14 protein-coding genes are annotated in these 20,381 nt (G+C 72.9%); 8 read left to right on the top strand and 6 right to left on the bottom strand.

Going from position 1 to position 20,381, the window contains the following annotated elements; translation table 11 throughout:
* The first annotated feature begins 182 nt into the window (after positions 1–182).
* The gene (locus ACZ7LY_RS27390) at positions 183–1,166 is read left to right on the top strand and encodes a DMT family transporter (protein WP_471627387.1); all 984 of its coding nucleotides are present in this window, start codon (positions 183–185) and stop codon (positions 1,164–1,166) included.
* On the opposite strand, the gene ACZ7LY_RS27385 is transcribed toward ACZ7LY_RS27390, so the two are convergent.
* Positions 1,163–1,639, bottom strand: coding sequence for a GNAT family N-acetyltransferase (locus ACZ7LY_RS27385; protein WP_471627386.1), 477 nt, complete (start codon positions 1,637–1,639; stop codon positions 1,163–1,165). The genes ACZ7LY_RS27390 and ACZ7LY_RS27385 overlap by 4 nt on opposite strands.
* 33 nt (positions 1,640–1,672) lie before the next feature.
* Between ACZ7LY_RS27385 and ACZ7LY_RS27380 the strand changes: the two genes are divergently transcribed.
* Together ACZ7LY_RS27380 and alc are read left to right on the top strand one after the other, a co-directional pair.
* A complete protein-coding gene (locus tag ACZ7LY_RS27380) occupies positions 1,673–2,587 on the top strand; it encodes a LysR family transcriptional regulator (protein ID WP_471627385.1) in 915 nt (304 codons plus the stop codon).
* Between the two features lie 109 nt (positions 2,588–2,696).
* Positions 2,697–3,842 (top strand): allantoicase, encoded by a 1,146-nt coding sequence (alc, locus tag ACZ7LY_RS27375; protein WP_471627384.1) that lies wholly within the window; start codon positions 2,697–2,699, stop codon positions 3,840–3,842.
* 303 nt (positions 3,843–4,145) lie between these two features.
* Here alc and pepN (ACZ7LY_RS27370) read toward each other — a convergent pair whose 3' ends face one another.
* On the bottom strand, positions 4,146–6,719 hold the full coding sequence (gene pepN, locus ACZ7LY_RS27370; protein WP_471627383.1) for an aminopeptidase N: 2,574 nt from the start codon (positions 6,717–6,719) through the stop codon (positions 4,146–4,148).
* 122 nt (positions 6,720–6,841) lie between these two features.
* Here pepN (ACZ7LY_RS27370) and ACZ7LY_RS27365 point away from each other — a divergent pair, with 122 nt between their 5' ends.
* Positions 6,842–7,354 (top strand): DUF1203 domain-containing protein, encoded by a 513-nt coding sequence (locus tag ACZ7LY_RS27365; protein ID WP_471627382.1) that lies wholly within the window; start codon positions 6,842–6,844, stop codon positions 7,352–7,354.
* Positions 7,355–7,659: 305 nt separating this feature from the next.
* Here ACZ7LY_RS27365 and ACZ7LY_RS27360 read toward each other — a convergent pair whose 3' ends face one another.
* Positions 7,660–8,679, bottom strand: coding sequence for an aspartate-semialdehyde dehydrogenase (locus tag ACZ7LY_RS27360; RefSeq protein ID WP_471627381.1), 1,020 nt, complete (start codon positions 8,677–8,679; stop codon positions 7,660–7,662).
* 194 nt (positions 8,680–8,873) lie between these two features.
* Here ACZ7LY_RS27360 and ACZ7LY_RS27355 point away from each other — a divergent pair, with 194 nt between their 5' ends.
* Entirely contained in the window at positions 8,874–9,395 is a 522-nt protein-coding gene (locus ACZ7LY_RS27355; RefSeq protein WP_471627380.1) for an RNA polymerase sigma factor, read from the top strand.
* Between the two features lies 1 nt (position 9,396).
* Positions 9,397–10,080, top strand: coding sequence for a hypothetical protein (locus tag ACZ7LY_RS27350; RefSeq protein WP_471627379.1), 684 nt, complete (start codon positions 9,397–9,399; stop codon positions 10,078–10,080).
* A 99-nt stretch (positions 10,081–10,179) separates the two neighbouring features.
* Here ACZ7LY_RS27350 and ACZ7LY_RS27345 read toward each other — a convergent pair whose 3' ends face one another.
* The gene (locus ACZ7LY_RS27345; RefSeq protein WP_471627378.1) at positions 10,180–13,512 is read right to left on the bottom strand and encodes a S8 family serine peptidase; all 3,333 of its coding nucleotides are present in this window, start codon (positions 13,510–13,512) and stop codon (positions 10,180–10,182) included.
* A gap of 273 nt (positions 13,513–13,785) precedes the next feature.
* Between ACZ7LY_RS27345 and ACZ7LY_RS27340 the strand changes: the two genes are divergently transcribed.
* Together ACZ7LY_RS27340 and ACZ7LY_RS27335 are read left to right on the top strand one after the other, a co-directional pair.
* Positions 13,786–14,253 (top strand): NUDIX hydrolase, encoded by a 468-nt coding sequence (locus tag ACZ7LY_RS27340; protein ID WP_471627410.1) that lies wholly within the window; start codon positions 13,786–13,788, stop codon positions 14,251–14,253.
* 190 nt (positions 14,254–14,443) lie between these two features.
* Positions 14,444–16,213: a TIGR03767 family metallophosphoesterase gene (locus tag ACZ7LY_RS27335; RefSeq protein WP_471627377.1), complete on the top strand. Its 1,770-nt coding sequence runs from the start codon at positions 14,444–14,446 to the stop codon at positions 16,211–16,213.
* Between the two features lie 85 nt (positions 16,214–16,298).
* On the opposite strand, the gene ACZ7LY_RS27330 is transcribed toward ACZ7LY_RS27335, so the two are convergent.
* Complete coding sequence (locus tag ACZ7LY_RS27330; protein WP_471627376.1) at positions 16,299–17,411, bottom strand: hypothetical protein; 1,113 nt, start codon at positions 17,409–17,411, stop codon at positions 16,299–16,301.
* 260 nt (positions 17,412–17,671) lie between these two features.
* On the bottom strand, positions 17,672–20,251 hold the full coding sequence (pepN, locus tag ACZ7LY_RS27325) for an aminopeptidase N (RefSeq protein ID WP_471627375.1): 2,580 nt from the start codon (positions 20,249–20,251) through the stop codon (positions 17,672–17,674).
* Positions 20,252–20,381 lie beyond the last annotated feature (130 nt).

The following is a 20,381-nucleotide window of genomic DNA, read 5'->3' as shown; positions in this document are numbered from 1 at the left end:
TCACCGAGGGCACCCCTCGCTCCCGCACGGGACGCGAGGGGTGCCCTCGACGCGTGTACGAGCTTGCGAATCCCGGCGATCTTTCAGCTCCGCTGAACAGCGACAGCGGAAAGATTCGATGGACCTGACAGGTGCGGGCCTGGGACGGTGACGGCATCACCCGTACCCGTGAAAGGCCCCCGATGGCTCTCCTCGCCCGCACCCGCACCGACGCCGCCGCCCCCGGCCGGGGGCCCGGCGGACCCGGTGGCCCGGGGGCGGGCGGGGGCCTGCGGCAGGGCGCCGGCGCTGGGCTCGGGCTCGCGCTGCTCGCCACCGTCGTCTGGTCCGGCAGCTTCGTCACCTCGCGCGGCCTGCACGAGAGCGTGCCGCCGGTCCAGCACGCGTTCTGGCGGTGGATCGTGGCGCTCGTGGCGGTCGCCCCGCTCGGCGTGCGGGCCGTGTGGCGCGAACGGGCGGTGCTCCGCCGCCACCTGCGCTACGTCACCCTGGCCGCGCTCCTCGGCGTCACCGTCTACAACACCCTCGTCAACCAGGCCGGCATGACCACCAGCGCCGGCAACATGGGCATGATCATGGCCGCGTCGCCCGTCGTCATGGCCCTGTACGAACGCCTCGGCGGGCAGCGGCTCGGCCCGCGCCGCGTCACCGGCACGCTCCTGGCCTGCGCCGGAGTCGTCCTCCTCGTCAGCAAGGGGTCGCTGACCCCCGACTTCGCCCCCGGTGACCTGTGGGTCGTCGCCGCCGCCCTGTGCTTCGGCTCGTACAGCGCGCTGCTGCGGCGTCGCCCGCCGGAGATCGGCGGTGTCGCCTTCCTCTTCGCCACGTTCGCGCTCGGCGCCCTGATGCTGCTGCCCGTCTACCTCGTCAGCCTCGCCGTCCAGGGCGGCTTCGAGGTCCGCGCGGGCACGGTCGGGCCCATCCTCTACGTCGGCGTCGTCTCCTCCGCCGTCGCCTTCTTCGCGTGGAACAAGGCGATCTCCCTCATCGGCGCGGCCCGCGCCGGGGTCGTGTACTACCTCCAGCCGGTGTGCGTCGCGCTGTTGTCGTACGCGGTGCTCGGCGAGGGTATGGGCGTGGGCCAGGTGGCGTGCATGGCGGTGATCCTCGCCGGGGTCGTCCTCGCGTCGCTCGGGGCGCGGCCCGCTGCGAAGAAAGAGGCTTAACCCTCCCCACCCAGGGCGAGTTCCATCAGGGGCAGGGTGCGGCCCGGCAGCGAGCCCGAGGGCACCGAGCCGACGTGCCGGCCGCCCATCGCCTCGTAGAACGGCACCGCGTTGGGGTCGGCCGCCCAGCGGAACGCCGTGAACCCGGCCGCCTCCGCGTCCGCCCGCACCCGCCGGAACAGGGCCGAGCCCACACCCCGGCCCATCGCCTCCGGCGCCACGAACATCAGCCCCAACTCGCCCACCGGCGGCTCCCCTTCGAGCGTGGCGAGGCCCAGCACCGCGCCCGAACCGCCCTCGGCGACGAGCGTGCGGCGCCGCTCCACCTCCCCGGGCGCCAGCGTCAGTTCGGCCACACACGCCCTCATGAACGCCTCGTCGTACCCCCAGTGCGCCTTCGAGCGCAGCGCCAGCTCGCTCAGCGACGCCGCCTCATCGGGGCGCGCCGGGCGGATCGTCGTCGTCTCTCGCATGCGGTCAGCGTAGGCCGCGTTACGTTGTGCCGTATGAGCGAGCGCGTGCCGGGGCCCGACCGGTGGGACATCAAGAAGCTGGTCATCCTGCGGACGCTGAGCGAGCGCGGCACGGTCACCGCGACCGCGCAGGCCCTTCTCATGACGCCGTCCGCCGTCTCCCAGCAGCTCACCAACCTCGCCAGACAGCTCGGCGTGCCGCTCCTGGAGGCGCACGGCCGCCGCGTCCGGCTCACCGAGGCCGCCCGCCTCGTCCTGCGCCACGCCGAGGCCGTCTTCACCCAACTGGAGCGCGCCGACGCCGAGTTGACGCGGTACGTGCACGGGGACGCGGGCGTCGTGCGGGTCGCCGCGTTCTCCACCGCCGTCCCCGCCCTCGTCGTGCCCGCCGTACGGGCGCTGCGCGCGCAGCGGCCCGGCATCACCGTGCGGGTCCGCGAGGCCGAGGCGGCGCAGTCCTACGAACTCCTCGCCGCCGGTGACGTGGACCTCGCCCTGTCCCTCGCCGCGCACGCGCCGACCGCCCGCGACCCGCGCTTCAGCCGCGTGCCGCTGCTCGCGGACCCGCTGGACGTCGCCCTGCCCGTGGGCCACCCGCTCGCCGCCGAACCCGGGCTGCGGCTCGCGGACCTCGCGGGCGAGCCCTGGATCTTCGGCGGATCAGGACCGTGGTCCGAGATCACCCTCGCCGCGTGCGAGGCCGCCGGGTTCGTGCCCGAGCAGGCGCACAGCGCGGCTGGCTGGACGGCGATCCTCGCCATGGTCGAGGCCGGGATGGGCGTCGCCCTCGTGCCCCGGATGGCGGCGGCGCGCCGGGACGGCGTCGTCATGTGCGCGCTGGGCGCCGACCGTCCCGTACGGCATGTCGTGGCGGCGGTGCGCAAGGGGGCGGAGGAGGGGACCGCGGTGAGCCGGGTGCTCGCGGCGCTGACGGCGCAGGGCGGCTGACCGCCGGGCCCGCTGATTGTTCAGGTCTGCTGATTGTTCAGGTCTGCTGAAAAGGAGCCTCGGAAACTTTCGATGGACCTGAGAGGTTCGTACGTCCGACAGTGGACGCATGACGACGACTCCGGACGCCACGACCCCCGCCGACGACCCGCACGCCAACGACGCCGCGCCCTACGGCGGCGGCGACCCCTACGCCGACTACCGCGTCTTCGGTGACGCCGACGCCTTCACCGACCTCGTCGACCTCGCCGACCGGCGGCTCGGCGCGGGCGTCATCGCCGCCAACGACGAGTTCTTCGCCATGCGCGAGAACCTGCTCGTCCGCGAGCGCGCCGTCTTCGACCCCGAGCACTTCGGGCACAAGGGCAAGGTCATGGACGGCTGGGAGACCCGGCGCCGGCGCGGCACCGCCGACTCCCCGTTCCCCGCGCCCGAGGACCACGACTGGGCCATCGTGCGGCTCGGCGCGCCCGGCGTGATCCGCGGCATCATCGTCGACACCGCCCACTTCCGCGGCAACTACCCGCAGCGCGTCAGCATCCAGGCCACGTCCGTCGCCGGGTCGCCCGGGCCCGAGGAACTCCTCGCCGACGACGTGAAGTGGGAGGAGATCGTCCCGCGCAGCCAGGTGCGCGGGCACGCCGCCAACGCCTTCACCGTCACCTCCGAGCGCCGCTGGACCCACCTCCGCGTCTGCCAGCACCCCGACGGCGGCATCGCCCGGCTCCGCGTGCACGGCGAGGTCGTCCCCGACCCCGAGTGGCTGGACCTCCTCGGCACGTTCGACCTCATCTCGGTCCTCAACGGAGGTGCGTACGAGGACGCATCGGACAAGTTCTACTCGTCGCCGACCCAGATCATCCTGCCGGGCACGTCCCGCAAGATGGACGACGGGTGGGAGAACCGGCGGCGGCGCGTGCACGGCACGAACGACTGGGTGCGGTTCCGGCTCGTCGCGCAGGGCGCGGTCCGCGCCGTCGAGATCGACACGGCGTACCTCAAGGGGAACTCGGCCGGGTGGGTCGCCCTCAGCGGGCGCAACGGGGAGACGGGGGAGTGGTTCGAGATCATCCCCCGGACCAGGCTCCAGCCCGACACGCCGCACCGGTTCGCGCTGGCCGCGCAGGCTGTGGTGACGCATGTGCGGCTCGATGCGTTTCCTGACGGGGGTGTGGCGCGGATGAGGCTGCACGGGGTTCTCACCGAAGAGGGCCGGGCCGCCCTCACCGCCCGCCACGAATCGACTTCCGCCTGACCTTTTCTTCGTCCGCGGGTGGGTGGGGCGTCTCGCGCAGTTCCCCGCGCCCCTGGGTCGTACTTTGTCCGCGGGCGGGTGGGGCGTCTCGCGCAGTTCCCCGCGCCCCTGGAGGGGCGACTGCGTCGCCACCTCCTCCCCTGGGGAGCCGGGGCGAAGCCCCGCTCCCTCAGGGGCGCGGGGAACTGCGCAACGTTCAGGGCAGCGGGCCTCGACCGGAGAACTCCTCAGGGGCGCGGGGAACTGCGCGATCAGCCACGACGAATGTCGAGGTCACCCACCGGCGGAGCCCCCCGTAGGGGATTACTGGTCCGCCGCGCGGGCGGTGAGCGCTCGTTGGATGCCGGCCCGGGACTCCGTGACGAGCCGCCGAAGCGCACTCCCCGCCCCGGCAGAGCCCAACCACGCATCGGTCCGCTCCAGCGTCCCCTCGGACACATGCAGCGAGGGATAGAGCCCCACGGCGATCTGCTGAGCGATCTCGTGGGACCGCGCCTCCCACACCTCGCTCAGCACAGCGAAGTACTTCTCGATGTACGGCTCCAGCAGCTCCCGCTGATCCGTCTGGACGAACCCCGCGATCACCGCCTCCTGCACCGCGTTCGGCAGCGCGTCGGACTCGACGACGGACGCCCACGCCTCCGCCTTCGCCTCCGGAGTCGGCCGCGCGGCCCGGGCCGTCGCCGCGTGCCGCTCACCCGCGGCGGTCCGGTCCCGCTCGTACTCCGCGGCGATCTCCGCCTCGTCGTACCGCCCGGTCGCGGCGAGCCGCTCGACGAACGCCCACCGCAGTTCCGTGTCGACGGCCAGCCCCTCGACGGACTCCCGCCCCTCCAGGAGCGCGACGAGCAGATCGAGCTGCTGCGGCGTACGGGCCGTCGCCGCGAACGCCCGCGCCCACGCGAGCTGGTGGTCACTGCCGGGCTCGGCGGTCCGCAGATGCGTGAGCGTCGCCTCGGTCCAGCGCGCGAGCAGCGCGTCCCGGTGCGTGGGGGCCGCGTACAGGTCGATGGCCAGCTTGACCTGCCGGTGCAGCGATTGCACGACGCCGATGTCGGACTCCTTGCCGACGCCGGACAGCACGAGGTCCAGGTAGGCGCTCGTGGACAGTTCGCCGTCGCGCGTCATGTCCCACGCCGACGCCCAGCACAGCGCCCGCGGCAGCGACGACTCGAAGTCGCCGAGGTGGCGCGTGACGAACGCCAGCGACTCCTCGTCGAGCCGCACCTTCGCGTACGACAGGTCGTCGTCGTTGAGCAGGACCACCGCGGGCCGGTGCTTGCCGACGAGCTGCGGCACGGCGGTCGCCTCGGTGGCGGTGACGTCGAGTTCGACGCGCTCGCCGCGCAGCAGCTTGCCGCTGTCCTCGTCGAGGTCGTACAGGCCGACCGCGATGCGGTGCGGGCGCAGCGTGGACGTGCCCTTCGCGCCCTCGGGCAGCGCCGGCGCCTCCTGCCGGATCGTGAACGAGGTGATGACCCCGTGCTCGTCGGTCTCGATCTCGGGCCGCAGCACGTTGATGCCGGCGGTCTCCAGCCACGCCTTCGACCAGGACTTCAAATCCCGGCCGCTGGTCTCCTCGAGCGCGCCGAGCAGGTCGGACAGGCGCGTGTTGCCGAACGCGTGCCGCTTGAAGTACGCCTGCACGCCCTGGAAGAACTCGTCCATGCCGACGTACGCGACGAGCTGCTTGAGCACCGAGGCGCCCTTGGCGTACGTGATGCCGTCGAAGTTGACGAGGACGTCGTCCAGGTCGCTGATGTCCGCCATGATCGGGTGCGTCGACGGCAGTTGGTCCTGCCGGTAGGCCCACGTCTTCATGGAGTTGGCGAACGTCGTCCACGAGTGCGGCCACTTGGAGCCCGGCGCGTACGCCTGGCAGGCGGCCTCGGCGAACGTGGCGAACGACTCGTTCAGCCACAGGTCGTTCCACCACTCCATGGTGACGAGGTCGCCGAACCACATGTGCGCCAGCTCGTGCAGGATCGTCGCCGCGCGCACCTCGTACGCCGCGTCCGTCACCTTCGAGCGGAACACGTACTGGTCGCGGATGGTGACCGCGCCCGCGTTCTCCATCGCGCCCGCGTTGAACTCCGGCACGAACAACTGGTCGTACTTGGCGAAGGGGTAGGGGTAGGCGAACTTCTCCTGGAACCAGTCGAAGCCCTGCCGCGTCACGTCGAAGATCGCGTCCGCGTCGAGGAACTCGGCGAGCGAGGGCCGGCAGTAGAGGCCGAGCGGCACCGACTGACCCGTCTGCGGGTTCTCGTAACTGGAGTGCACCGCGTGGTACGGGCCGACGATCAGGGCCGTGACGTACGTGGAGATGCGCGGCGTCGGCTCGAAGGACCAGACGTCGTCCTTGGGCTCCGGCGTCGGCGAGTTGGAGATGACGCTCCAGCCGCTCGGCGCCTTCACGGTGAACCGGAACGTCGCCTTGAGGTCGGGCTGCTCGAACGACGCGAACACGCGGCGGGCGTCCGGCACCTCGAACTGCGTGTACAGATACGCCTGTTGGTCCACCGGGTCCACGAAGCGGTGCAGGCCCTCGCCCGTGTTCGTGTACGCGCAGTCCGCGACGACCCGCAGTTCGTTCGCCCCCGCTTCGAGGCCCGCCAGCTCGATCCGCGAGTCCTGGAAGACGGCGGCGGCGTCCAGCTCACGCCCGTTCAGCACGACCTCGTGGACCGCGTCCGCGATGAGGTCGATGAACGTCGCGGCCCCGGCCTCCGCGCTCTGGAAACGCACGGTCGTCGCCGAGCGGAACGTGCCGCCATCCTGCGCGCCGGACAGGTCGAGATCGATCTCGTACGCGTCGACGGTCAGCAGCTTCGCCCGCTGCTGCGCCTCTTCGCGGGTCAGATTGGTGCCAGGCACGCGGTGTCTCCTAGTAACGGTCTACGTTTGTGACGTTTCCGGTCATCCTTCCACGCGGGCGACACGAAGGCGATGTCCATTTTCCGCCGGTCGAACCGGGGGCGGAGGGCCACTGTGGGGGCATGACCAAGTACGACGTACGGCCCATCGACGCGGCCGCCCTCAAGGAACTCCGTACCGTGGACGACGCGGGCCGCCCCTGTGTCGCGCGTACGGCCACCGCCGACGACGCCGGTTCACCGCTGCGGTGCTGCCTCACGCCCATCCGGGAGGGGGAGGCCATCGCCCTCGTCTCCTACGCGCCGCTTCGGCGCTGGGCCGCCGCGGAGGGGGTCGATCCCGGGGCGTACGACGAGCAGGGGCCGGTGTTCATCCACGCCGGTGCCGGGGACTGCCCGGGGTACGTCCCCGATCCGTCCCGTTACCCCTTCGACCGGGTCGGGGCGCTTCGGGTGCTGCGGCGGTATGACGCGGGTGGGCGGATCGTGGGCGGGCGGCTGCTGGAGATTCCGGCCGAGGCGACCGCGGGGTTCGACGCGGCGTTCGAAGAGGCGTTCGCCGATCCGGCGGTCGTGCAGGTTCATGTGCGGGCGGTGGAGTACGGGTGCGTGCACTACGTGGTCAACAGGGGATGAGGTGAACGCCCCTCGGCTGCGCCGGGCCTGCCAGTAGTTCTCTCGTCCTCGACTCTCGTCGTGGCTGATCGCGCAGTTCCCCGCGCCCCTGGAGGGGCGACTGCGTCGCACCCTCCCCCCTGGGGAGCTGGGGCGGAGCCCCGCTTCCCTCCAGGGGAAGCTGCACGAAGTGCATGCTTCAGGGGCGCGGGGAACTGCGCGAGAAGCCCCACCGGGCCGCAGACGATCGACGACCCAGGGGCGCGGGGAACTGCGCGATCGGTACCGCAAGGGGCCCGCGCCTCAAAGGTGACCCCAGGGACGGATTACTTCGACGTCAGCTCTTCGGCTACCAGTTCCGCGATCTGGACGGCGTTCAGCGCAGCGCCCTTGCGGAGATTGTCGTTGGAGATGAACAGCGAAAGCCCGTTGTCCACGGTCTCGTCCACCCGGATCCGCCCCACGAAGGACGCGTCCTTCCCCGCCGCCTGCAACGGCGTGGGAATCTCCGAAAGCTCCACCCCCGCGGCAGCGCCGAGCAGCTCCGTGGCCCGCTCCACACTGATCGGCCGCGCGAACCGCGCGTTGACCTGGAGGGAGTGCCCGGAGAACACCGGCACCCGCACACACGTACCGGAGACCTTGAGGCCGGGGATCTCCAGGATCTTGCGGGACTCGTTGCGGAGCTTCTGCTCCTCGTCCGTCTCGTGCAGACCGTCGTCCACGATGGCCCCGGCGAGCGGCAGCACGTTGAACGCGATGGGCCGCTTGTAGACGCCCGGCTCGGGGAAGTCGACGGCACCCCCGTCATGCGTCAGCTTGTCCGCCTCGGCGACGACCTTCTGCGCCTGCCCGTGCAGCTCGGCGACACCGGCGAGCCCGGAACCGGACACGGCCTGGTAGGTCGAGACGACCAGCGCTTCGAGCCCGGCCTCGTCGTGCAGCGGACGCAGCACCGGCATGGCGGCCATGGTCGTGCAGTTCGGGTTGGCGATGATGCCCTTGGGGCGGTCCGCGATCGCGTGCGGGTTGACCTCGGAGACGACGAGGGGGACCTCGGGGTCCTTGCGCCAGGCCGAGGAGTTGTCGATGACGACCGCGCCCTGCGAGGCGACCTTCTCCGCGAGGGCCTTGGACGTGGCGCCGCCGGCGGAGAACAGCACGATGTCCAGGCCCGTGTAGTCGGCCGTGGAGGCGTCCTCGACCGTCACGCCGTCCACGACCGTGCCCGCGCTGCGCGCCGAGGCGAACAGGCGCAGCTCCTCGACGGGGAACTTCCGCTCCACGAGGATCTTGCGCATGACCGTGCCGACCTGACCGGTGGCTCCGACGATTCCGACCTTCACAGGAACTTCCTCCGTACATGCGTGCGGCCAACCGGCCGGGCGGGTGCGTCCATCATGCGTCTGTCCAGGCCCGCCTTGTCCAATCCATTGTCCGAGGTACGGGACGGGGTGGCGCGCGCCACAGGAGGCGGTGAACGTTTCCGGCGTCCCCGGCGTCGTAGGGGCGAGTCGGGAACGGGGGAGGGGAGGGGCGGGTGCTGCGTCGCGGGAGGTCGCGGGTCCGGCCGGCGGACGATCCGCTGGAGAGCCGGGTCGAGGACCGGGTGCGGGCCGTGCTGTCGCTGGGCGGGGTCCCGTACGAGGACCTGCCCGACGGCGTCCAGCAGGTGCGGCTGCGGCTGCTGGAGCGGGCGGCGAAGGGGCAGGAGGCGCCGAGGGACGTGGCGGCGTGGGCGGCGGTCGTCGCGTCGAACCTGGCGATGGACTGGCACCGGGCCCGGCGCCGTCAGGAGCGTCTGGGGGAGCGGCTGGCCGCCCTGCGCCAGGAGGACGGCGGCGACGCGGCGGAGACCCGGGTGCTGTCGCTGGCGGTCGCCGAGGGCCTGGACGCCCTCCCCGACCAGCAGCGGCAGGTCGTCGTGCTGCGGTTCTACGCCGATCTGCCCGTCCGGGACATCGCCGCCGAGCTGGGCGTGCCGGAGGGCACGGTCAAGAGCCGGCTGCACACGGCCGTCCGCCTGCTGCGGGCCAGGCTGCGCGAACAGGAGGTGGTGTGACGTGGACGGCGAGACGCACGAGGACCGCCTCCTGATGCGGGCGCTGGCAGGTGAGCCGCTGCCCGCCGACGATCCGGCGGCGGCCGCGGTGGAGGCCGATCTCGCGGCGCTGCGCACCCAGGTGCGCGGTCTCGGCGACGCGCTGGCCGCCCGCCCGGCCCCGCGCCCGGCGCCCGCGCCCGCGCGGTCCCGCGCCCGCGCCCGCCGCCGGGTGGTGTTCGCGGCGCTGGCCACGGCCTGCGCGGCGCTGCTCCTGGGCGGCATGGCCTGGCTGATCGCGCTGGCCCCCGGCGGTCCGGGCGCGGGCTCGGCGGGCGACGACAAGGCGGCCGGGAAGGCGGCCGGTCCCGCGGCGGCCGGTGACGGGCGGAAGGCACGTCCCCTGGCCTGTCCGCGCTGGGCCGTGGAGGGGACGGTGGAGCGGGTGTCGCCGGGTGCGGGCGGTGACGTACGCGTGGTGCTGCGGGTGGCGCGGTACCACCGGCCCGAGGGGCTGACGGCGCGGGAGCGGCCGAGGCTGGCCGTGACGCTCGGGAGCGATGCGCGCGCCGGGCTGGCCCCGGGCACGTACGCGCTGGTGGAGGCGGCCGGGGACGGCGGCGGGCGCTGGTGGACGGGGGACGCGGAGATCGCCGGGGCCCGCGCGGCGCTGCGCCCGGCGCGGGGCGACTGCCCGAGCCCCTGAGAGCCCCGGGAACGGGAGCACGGGAGAGGGGCGGACGCCCGCGGCGCCCGCCCCTCTGTCATCCCGTGTGCTGTCCGCGTACTACGCGCACTACACGTCCTACGGGGTGACCTTCTCGATCTTCACGCTGCCGGTCCCGGCGACGACGCCCCGCTCGTTGAGGAGCTGGACCTGGCCGAAGAACTCGCGCCCGGCGGGCGCGGGCGCGGCGGCCACGACGTCGGCGGAGACGTCCGCCGAGGCGCCGTTGGCCAGCGTCACGGACTTCGTGTCGTCGACCTTGACCGTGCCGAGCGCCGACGAGAAGAACACGTCGACGTAGTCGTACGCGGTCGAACCCGAGGGCACCGAGTACCCGGCGACCTTCACCGTGTACGTGCCGGCGGCCGGCTTGGCGATGCTGACGGACTCCTCGGAGTCGCCGTCGGCGGACTGGGCGACGACCTTGCCGCTCTTGTCGTAGACGGTCAGGTCGAGGTCGGCGGCCTGGTCGGAGACGTTGCCGATGCGCACGTCGAGCCGGTCGGCGCCCTCGGGCACCTCCACGGTGGACGTCTGCGTGGCGCCGGCGGCGATGGTGGGCCGGTCCGACTTGGACGAGCCGAGCGGGCCGCCCTTGAGCTTGCCGCCGTCGATCGGCGCGAAGCCGTTCGTCACCTTCCACGAGACGGCGGCCGGCGTGCCGACCTTGGCCTCGGGGACGGTCTGCGTGGCCGGGTCGAACGAGGCGCCGAGCACGGAGGCGTCCAGCGTGTACGGGTTGTCGAGCAGCGGCGACGTACGGCGCGACTCGACCTCGATCTCCCAGACGCCGGGCTGCGGGTCCGCGTACGAACGCAGGTCCGGGCGGCAGGTGTTGGCCGGGTTGTAGTTCGGGTAGCAGCTCGGCGTCGAGGTCTCGTCGACGGGCACGCCGTACGGGTGGATGGAGATGAACCGGGTCTGGCTCAGGCCCTTCAGCCCGCTCATCCGCACCTGGAGCGCCTTGGCGCCCTCGGGCACGGTGACGAAGTACGACGTCGTGCTGTTGCGCTGCACCGAGCCGGTCGCGTGGAGCGTGTACGAGGGCTTGGCCAGCGGCGTCGAGACGACGACCGTGGCGAGGATCTGCTGGTCGACGCCCTCGGTGCGCGGGTCGTCGACGCGCAGGATCGCGCTGGCGAGCCCGGCGGCCTTCGGCTTCGCGGTGACCTTGACGGTGACCGGCTTGTTCAGCGGGAGGGCGACGGCGGACGGGCCGGCGAGGGAGAAGGTGTCACCGGCGTTGTTCTTGATCGACAGCCGGTGCACGAGCGACTTCGCCGAGCCGGACGTACGGGTGATGGTGACGTCGTACGTCTTCTTCTGGCCGGCCTTGAGGCCGCCCTCGCGGTCGTAGATGCCGGTGCCGAAGCCCGGCGTCTTGAGCGCGTAGTCGATCGCCGTGTCGACGGGCGCCTTCACGGTGTACGTGTGGGCGTCGGCGCCGGACTCGATGGAGTCCCAGGCGTTCTCGATGTCGATGAGGCCCGAGCCCTCGGCGTACGCCTGCTCGCCGCTGATGTGGCGGGCGGTCGAGGTGAGCGCGGTGCGCAGCTTCGCCGGCGTCAGGTCGACGTGGGCGCGCTTGGCGGCGGACAGCAGCAGCGCGGAGGCGCCGGCGGCCTGCGGGGAGGCCATCGAGGTGCCCTGGAGCATCGAGTAGCCGGCGGGCAGCGCGTAGCCGGCCTCGGCGACCGGGGAGCCGGGCAGCCAGGTCTGCGTGGTGTTGATGGCGGCGCCGGGCGCGGTGATGGACGGGGTGAAGCCGCCGTCCTCACGCGGGCCGCGCGACGAGAACGGCATCATCGCGTACCGCTTGGCGACCTCGGAGCCGTAGTTGGAGGCCCAGGTCTCCTTGGAGATGGAGGCGCCGACGGAGAGGACCTTGTCGGCGAGGCCGGGGTCGCCGATGGTGTTCGCGCCGGGGCCGGAGTTGCCCGCGGAGATCACGAGCTGGACGCCGTAGGTGTCGATGAGGCGCGTGTACAGCTCGGCGCGCGCGTTGTTGCCGTCGTTGAGTGCGGGCAGGCCGCCGATCGACATGTTGACGATGTCGACGCCGCGCTTGGTGACGAGGTCGATCATGCCCTCGGTGAGCGCGACGTTGGTGCAGCCGCCGCTCCAGGTGCAGGCCCGCGAGGAGACGATCTTGGCGCCGGGGGCGGCGCCGTTCATGTTCTTGTTGCCGAACAGGGAGTTGGCCGCGGTGATGCCCGCGACGTGCGTGCCGTGCTCGGACTCGATGACGCCGATGTTGACGAAGTCGGCCTTCTTGCCGACCCAGTCGCCGCCGTAGGGGTCCATGGGGACGTCCTTGCGGATCTCCACCACGAACGGCTGGCGCTCGACGACGTCGGTGGACGGGTCGTCCTTGCCGAAGTACCCGATCTGGTAGCCGTCCTTGTACGGCTTCATCGGGGTGTCGTCGGTGAAGTCGCCGTTGTCGTTGAGGTCGACGGTGACGGTGCCGGCGGCCGCGTCGTAGAGCAGGCCCCACTTGTCGGTGGTGTCGCCGTCGCGGTTCGCGTCGCCCTTGGCGTCGCCGCCGGCGGTCGCGGACTCGGCGAACGTGCTGAAGCCGTAGGAGCCGGGGGCCGCCTTCCAGGTCCGGCCGCCCGCGGTGAACGCCGGGCCGGAGACCTGGGTGACCATGGGCCGCCAGGTGCCGTCGCTGTCGAGGATCGGGTCGGTCGCCGTGACCCAGTCGACGATCTTGCGCTCGCCGGTCGTGGTCTTCTGCAGCGCCGGGTGGCCGAGGTCGACGCCGGAGTCGAGGATGCCGATGGTGACGCCGCGGCCGTCCGCCTTCGGGTGGTCCTTCACGAAGTCGACGGCGCCCGTCTCGAACGACGGGTTGTACGGGTTCTTCGCCGGGGTGTCCTTGCCGGGCCCGGTGTACGTGCCGCCCGTACCGCCCTTGTGGCCCTTCGCGCCCTTGGCCGTGTCGGCGCTGGGGCGCGGGTCGTCGAGCTGGATCTCCTGGCGCAGGTCGATGCCGTGCACCGAGTCGAGCTTGGCGGCGGCCTTGATGGCGGCGTCGGCGCGGGAGGTGGGCACGGTGGCGCGGACGTAGCCGAGCTTGTCGTAGGTGCGGCCGACGGAGCCGCCCTTGACCGCGTCGAGCCGGCCCGCGACCTCGGCGGTCCTGCCGGGCGCGGTGGCGACCATCATGGTCACGTTCTTCTGGCCCTTGGCCTCGGCCTGCGCGAGCAACTGGGCGTCGTGCGCGCCGAGTTTGTCGCCGGCCTTCTTGACGGCCGGGTCGGCGGCCGGCGCCGGTCCTGAGTCCGCGGCGAGGGCCAGGGGTATCGGACCGGCGGCGGTCAGAGCGGCCACCATGCCCGCGGCGGCCGCGAGTCGGGCCGCGCGTCTCGCACCGGATATCGGTGCGCGCTGGGGATCGGGGGTCATCAGCATCCCTGTACGTAAAGGTGACGGACGATCGAAGCGTTCCGGATTTCGGTGCCGGATGACCGCTCAGCTTTACGCAAGGGACCACGGTTTGGGGAGAGTTGCCCGGGGCGGGATGGAGCCATGGCGTACTTCCGCCATGCGTCACGCACCGCAAACAGGCCCTAACCGGGCGTATTCCTGAGCCTGTCCGCCGCCCGCCCCGCCCGCGTGCGCCCAGGTGACGCCGTTTGACGCGCGCGTGCGCGGCGATGCCTCTAGCGTCGGGGGATGATGCACAAAGAGCTGAGGGTGGCGGCGTACGCGGTGTGCGTACGGGACGGACAGGTGCTCCTCGCCCGCTGGGTCGCGGGCGACGGCAGCAAGCGCTGGACCCTGCCCGGCGGGGGCATGGACCACGGCGAGGACCCCTACGACACGGTCGTGCGCGAGGTCGAGGAGGAGACCGGCTACCGGTGCGCCCCGCGCGCCCTGCTCGGCGTCCACTCCGTGCTGCGCCGCTACCCGCGCAAGCTCGGCAGCGTCGCCGACTTCCACGGCGTACGCGTCGTCTACGAGGGCGAGATCACCGGCGGCACCCTGCGCCACGAGGTCGGCGGCTCCACCGACCTCGCCGCCTGGCACGACCTCGGCGCGGTCGACGCCCTGCCCCGCGTCGAACTCGTCGACGTGGGCCTCGCCCTGTGGCGCGACCGGCCGCCCGCCGGGCACCTCCTTCCCCGCGAGATGAACATGGAGTGACAGCCGTCTCGCCGCGCGCCCACGGGCGCGTGGCGGGACACCGCCGCCGGTGATCCACGTCCGGCGATGGGCGTCACGCGTTGCGGCGCCGTTCACGCACAGGCCACCCCCGCTGCCAACGATCCAGTACGGAAGGGCCGTCCCGGTCCTCCGGCACTGCCGACGCGTTCGCACTCGGGGAGACCGCGCCATGTCGCGCCTACGCTCTGTCACCAAAGCCGCCGCAGACCTCGACCGACGTACGTTCCTCGCCGCCACCGGCGCCCTCACCCTCAGCGCCGGCCTCGGCTACGCCCTGCGCCCCGGCGACTCCGCCGCCGCCGCGCCCGCCGCCTCCGGCGCCGCCGACGCCCGTACGGTGTCCCGGCCCGCGCCCGCCGCCCCGCTCGCCCCCTACACCCGGGGCACCACCCTCGCCTCCGTCGCCGGCGCCCCCGCCGGGTCCGGCTACCGGCGCCTGGGCGACGCGCCCGGCTGGTCGCGCGTCGTGCGCTCCGACCTCGCCGCCGCCCGCGCGGGCCGCGACCGGCGCCGTACCGCGCTCGCCGCGTTCGTCCAGTTCACCGACCTGCACCTGGTCGACGTACAGAACCCGCTGCGCTACGAGTACCTGCGCACCGAGACCGCCAGCGCCTGGCGCCCGCAGGAGGCCCTGTCGGTCGTCGGGGCGATCTCGCTCGTCGAGCGGGTCAACGCGCTGCGCGGCGCGCCCGTCACCGCCGCCCCGCTCGGCTTCGTCATGACGACCGGCGACAACACCGACAACAACGCCCGCTGCGAACTCGACTGGTTCCTCACCACGATGAGCGGCGGCCGCCTCACCCCCAACACCGGCGACGCCCGCCACTACGAGGGCGTCCAGGACAGCGGGCTGCCCCTGTACTGGCACCCCGACAGCGCCCTGCGCGACAACGACAAGGCCCGCCACGGCTTCCCGCGCCTGAACGGCTTCCTCGCCGCCGCCATCGCCCCGCTGCGCAGCCCCGGCCTGCGCCTGCCCTGGTACTCGACCGTCGGCAACCACGACGCCCTGCCCGGTGGCTGCTACGCCCCGCACGACCCGTTCTTCGCCGAGTTCGCCGTCGGCGGGCGCAAGCTCATGGAGCTGCCCGCCGCGCAGGCCAAGGCCGTCTGGGACAACGTCAAACGCGGCGGCGACCCCACGGGCCGCGCCTTCAAGGACCTGCTGCGCTCGCAGGCCCGCCACATGCGCACCGTCACCCCCGACCCGGCCCGCGCGCCCTTCACCCCGGCCCAGTACCTCGCCGCGCACCTCGACCCGAAGTACACCGGCGCGGGCCCGGTCGGACACGGCTACACCCGCGCCAACCTCGACGCCGGCACCCAGTACTACGCCTTCCGCGTCAGCGACGACGTCGTCGGGATCTCCCTGGACACCACCGACCCCGGCGGCCACTACGAGGGCTCGGTCGGCACCGCCCAGCTCGACTGGCTGACGGCCCGGCTGAAGAAGGCCGCCCGCGACAAGGACCACGTCGTCGTCTTCTCCCACCACACCAGCGCCACCATGAACAACCTGCGCCCCGACCCCGGCCGCCGGGGCGAGCGCCGGCACGGCGGCGCCGAACTCGCCGCGCTCCTCGGCCGCCACCGCCCGGTCCTCGCCTGGGTCAACGGGCACAGCCACAAGAACGCCGTCACCGCCCACGCGGGCGAGCGCGGCAGCGGCGGCTTCTGGGAGGTCTCCACCGCCTCCCACGTCGACTTCCCGCAGCTCGCCCGGGTCATCGAGATCGCCGACAACCACGACGGCACGCTCTCGCTGTTCACCACGCTCATCGAGTCCGCCGCCCCGCACCGCACCGACCTCGCCGCCCGCACCCCCACAGGACTCGCCGCCCTCTACCGCGAACTGGCCTTCAACGCCCCCGGCGCCCGCACCACCCTCAGCGGCACCCCCGCCGACCGCAACACCGAACTCGTCCTGCGAAAGGGCTGATCACCGCTCACCCCGCCCGCTGGATCCGCCCGCTCAATCTGCCCGCCCCGCGCGACCACTCCGCTGCGAGGCCACGGCCCGATCCCTACCTCGGCAGCACCACGACGTACGCGGCCGGGTCGCGGTCCCCGGCCGCCATCAGGGCCGTACGCACCACCGCCGCCTGCTGCTCGACGGACTCGCGCAGCTTCCTCGGCGTGATGTGCACGACCGTGATCCCGAGCCGCTCCAGCAGCTCGCGCTTGCGCACGTACTCGCCCCACAGCGCGTCCTCGTCCTGGCGCGGGACCCGCGTGTCCAGCTCCACCGCCACCGCCTGGTCCGGCCAGAACGCGTCCAGGCCGCCCAGATGCGGGCCGCCCGGCAGCCGCAGGTCCACGTTCCACAGCGGATCAGGCAGACCGTAGGCGCGCACCATCGTGTACAGCCGGTCCTCGGCGAGGGCGCGGCCCTCCGCGAGCAGCGAGTCCACCGCGTCCACCACGTACGGCCGCGACAGCAGCCGCGCCTGTGTCAACTCCCGTACGAGCACCGCCGGTTCGCAGTGCCCGCCGCGCACCGCCTCCGTCAGCAGCCGCCGGACCGCGCCCGCGTCCGTGAGCCGCGCGACCGTGTCCGCGACCGCGCGGGCCACCGGCGCGACCGGCAGCCCGTCCACCTCGACCGGCGCGGGCAGCGCCGAGGCGCGCACGAGGCGGGCGAAGCCCGTCGAGCGCAGGCGCCGGGTGCGGGCCACGAGGACGTCCACCTCCGCGCCGGACGCGGGACCGGACGGGCCCGCGAAGCCGTGCAGCGCCAGCGCGGCGGGCCCCGTCAGCATCGCCTCGGCCCAGGGCGCCCCGCCGCGCGCCGCCCGCGCCGGGACCTGCGGCCGGTCCGTCCCGGGCCGCTCCGTCCCGGGCCGCTCCGTCCCGGGCTGGGCCGGTACCGCACGCGCCGGTGCGGGCCGCCGGCCCGGGCGTCCCGCGTACAGCAGCGCCGCGTGCAGCCGCTCCTCGGCGGTGGGCGGGCCGGGGTGCAACAGGTAGACGCCGGGCAGCAGTTGACGCCAGGACCCGCCGGGGCGGCACTGCTCCTGGACGGCGGCGGCGCCGACCCCGTGCGCCTTCAACTGGGCGGCGCTCAGCACGCGGGGCAGGGTGTCGACGAGGTGACGCAGGGGGCGGGGGGAGAGCGGGGCGGGGATCTCGTGGTTCATGTCCCGGCCATTCCCGCCCGGAACACCCCCGCTAACCGCTGTTACAGTCCCGTCGACGAACCCGGACAAGCCCGCCCTAAAGTCCTCCCCACCGCATGCCGAAAAGCGCAGGCGGCCCGGGGGTTACGGCCCGGCATGCCCGGATCGGGTAACAGCCCGCACCACGTACGCCGGGGCCGGTTCGTCCCACCACGGCCGGGGCCCGCCCTCCCGCACGACGGCGGGGGAGCGGGCCCCAGGGGCAAGGCAGTCACAGGGACCTAGCCGGCCGCCGCCTCGTCGCACGCCTGGCCGCGCAGTCCGCGCGCCAGGTCGTCCCGCGCTTCGAGCACGAGCCGTCGCAGCGCCGGGGCCGCGTCCTTGTGCCCGTCGAGCCACGCGTCCGTCGCGTCCAGCGTCTCCTGGGAGTCCTGGAGCCCGGGGAACAGCCCGCGCACCACGTCCATGCCGATCTGGATGGACCGCTCCTGCCACACCCGCTCGATCGCGGCGAAGTACTTGTCCGCGTACGGAGCCGTCAGCGCGCGCTGCGAGGGCTGCTGGAAGCCGGAGATGGTCGCCTCCACCAGCGCGTTGCTCAGGGCGTCGGACTCCACGACCTGCGCCCACGCCTGCGCCTTGACGGCCTCGCTGGGCCGCGCCGCCAGGCACCGCACCTGGTGCCGCTTGCCGGACGCCGTGTCGTCGCGGGCCAGTTCCGCCGCGAGCGCCGCCTCGTCGGCCGCCCCGTACGTGGCGAGCGTCTCCAGGAACGCCCAGCGCAGCTCCTGGTCGACGTCCAGGCCGTCGATCTTGCCGGTGCCGTCGAGCAGGCCCCGCAGCAGTTGCAGATCGGCCGCGTCGGACGCCACCGACGCGAAGAACCGCGCCCAGGTGAGCTGGTGCTGGCTGCCCGGCTCCGCGATCCGCAGCTCGCGCAGGGCGCCCTCGGCGAGCAGCCGCCCGCCCGTCTCGCGCCACCCCGGCGCCGCGTAGTGCACCAGCGCGGACCGCGCCCACGCGTGCAGCATCTGGAGCACGCCGATGTCCGACTCGCGCCCGGCGAAGCGCAGCACGAGGTCCACGAAGTCACGGGCCGGCATCAGCGCGTCCCGCGTCAGGTTCCACAGCGCCGACCAGCACAGCGCGCGGGCCAGCGGGTCGGTGAGGTCGCCGAGCCGCTCGCGCAGCGTCGCCAGCGAGGTCGCGTCGAAGCGGATCTTGCAGTACGTCAGGTCGTCGTCGTTGACGAGTACCAGCTCGGGCGCCTCGGCCCCGGCCAGCTCGGTGACGACGGTGCGCGGGCCGTCCACGTCGGCCTCGGCGCGCGCGTACCGCTCAAGGGTGCCCTCGGGCGTACGCCGGTACAGGCCCACGGCGACGCGGTGCGGGCGCAGTTCGGGGTGCGAGGCGGGGGCCTCCTGGAGCACGGCCAGCTCGGTGACGCGCCCCTCGCCGCTCAACGTGACCTGCGGGGTCAGCGAGTTGACGCCGGCCGTCTGGAGCCAGGAGCGCGACCAGGACGCCATGTCGCGCCCGCTGGTCTCCTCCAGGACGGAGAGCAGGTCGCCGAGCGTGGTGTTGCCGTACGCGTGCCGCTTGAAGTAGCGGCGGGCGCCTTCGAGGAACGCGTCGCGGCCCACGTACGCCACGAGCTGCTTGAGCACCGAGGCGCCCTTGGCGTAGGTGATGCCGTCGAAGTTGAGCTTCGCGTCCTCCAGGTCCCGGATGTCGGCGGTGACCGGGTGCGTGCTCGGCAGCTGGTCGGCGCGGTACGCCCAGGACTTGCGGTTGTTGGCGAAGGTGATCCAGCCGTCGGTGAAGCGGGTCGCCTCGACCATCGAGAAGGAGCCCATGAAGTCCGCGAAGGACTCCTTCAGCCACAGGTCGTCCCACCAGCGCATGGTGACGAGGTCGCCGAACCACATGTGGGCCATCTCGTGCAGGATGACGTTGGCGCGCCGCTCGTAGGACGCCTGCGTGACCTTGCCGCGGAAGATGAACTCCTCGCGGAAGGTGACCATCCCCGGGTTCTCCATCGCGCCGAGGTTGTACTCGGGCACGAACGCCTGGTCGTACTTGCCGAACGGGTACGGGTAGTCGAAGTGGTCGTGGAAGAAGTCCAGGCCCTGCTTGGTCACCGTGAACACGTCGTCGGCGTCGAAGTAGGGCGCGAGCCCCTTGCGGCACATCGCGCCGAGCGGCACGACGAGCGTGGAGCCGTCCGGCAGCGCGCGCTCGTAGGTGTCGGTGACGTAGTGGTAGGGGCCGGCGACGACGGCCGTGATGTACGTGGAGATCGGCTCGGTCTCGGCGAACGTCCAGACGCCGTCGGCGAGTTCGCCCGCGCCGTTGGACCACACCGTCCAGCCCTCGGGGGCGCGCACCGCGAACCGGTAGGGCGCCTTCAGGTCGGGCTGCTCGAAGTTGGCGAACACGCGGCGCGCGTCGGCCGGTTCGTACTGCGTGTAGAGATAGACCTCGCCGTCCTCCGGGTCGACGAAGCGGTGCATGCCCTCGCCGGTGCGGGAGTAGGCGCACTGGGCGTCGACCACCAGCACGTTCTGTTCGGCGAGACCCGTGAGGTGGACGCGGCTGCCGTCGAAGACCTCGGCCGGGTCGAGGGCCGTGCCGTTCAGCGTGACGGCCGTGACGGACGGCGCGATCAGGTCGGCGAACGTGCTCGCGCCCGGCTCGGCGGCCCGGAAGCGGATCGTGGTCACCGAGCGGAACGTGCGCGGCCCGGCGGTGGGGGCGTCGCCCACGGCGGAGCGCAGGTCGAGCTCGATCTCGTACCCGTCGACGGACAGCAGACCCGCCCGCTCGCGGGCCTCGTCTCGGGACAGATTCTCACCGGGCACGGGCGGCACTCCTTCGTGACGTGGGACGCGTCCTTGTGGGACTTGTTCGAACGCCTACGATCCTCGCACGCGGCCCCCCACCGGGACATCCGGGAATGCCCGGGACCCGGGCCGCGTTGCCGCAGGCGCA

Source organism: Streptomyces sp. NPDC107550, assembly GCF_055639095.1.
This window is presented reverse-complemented; position numbering and strand designations above follow the sequence as displayed.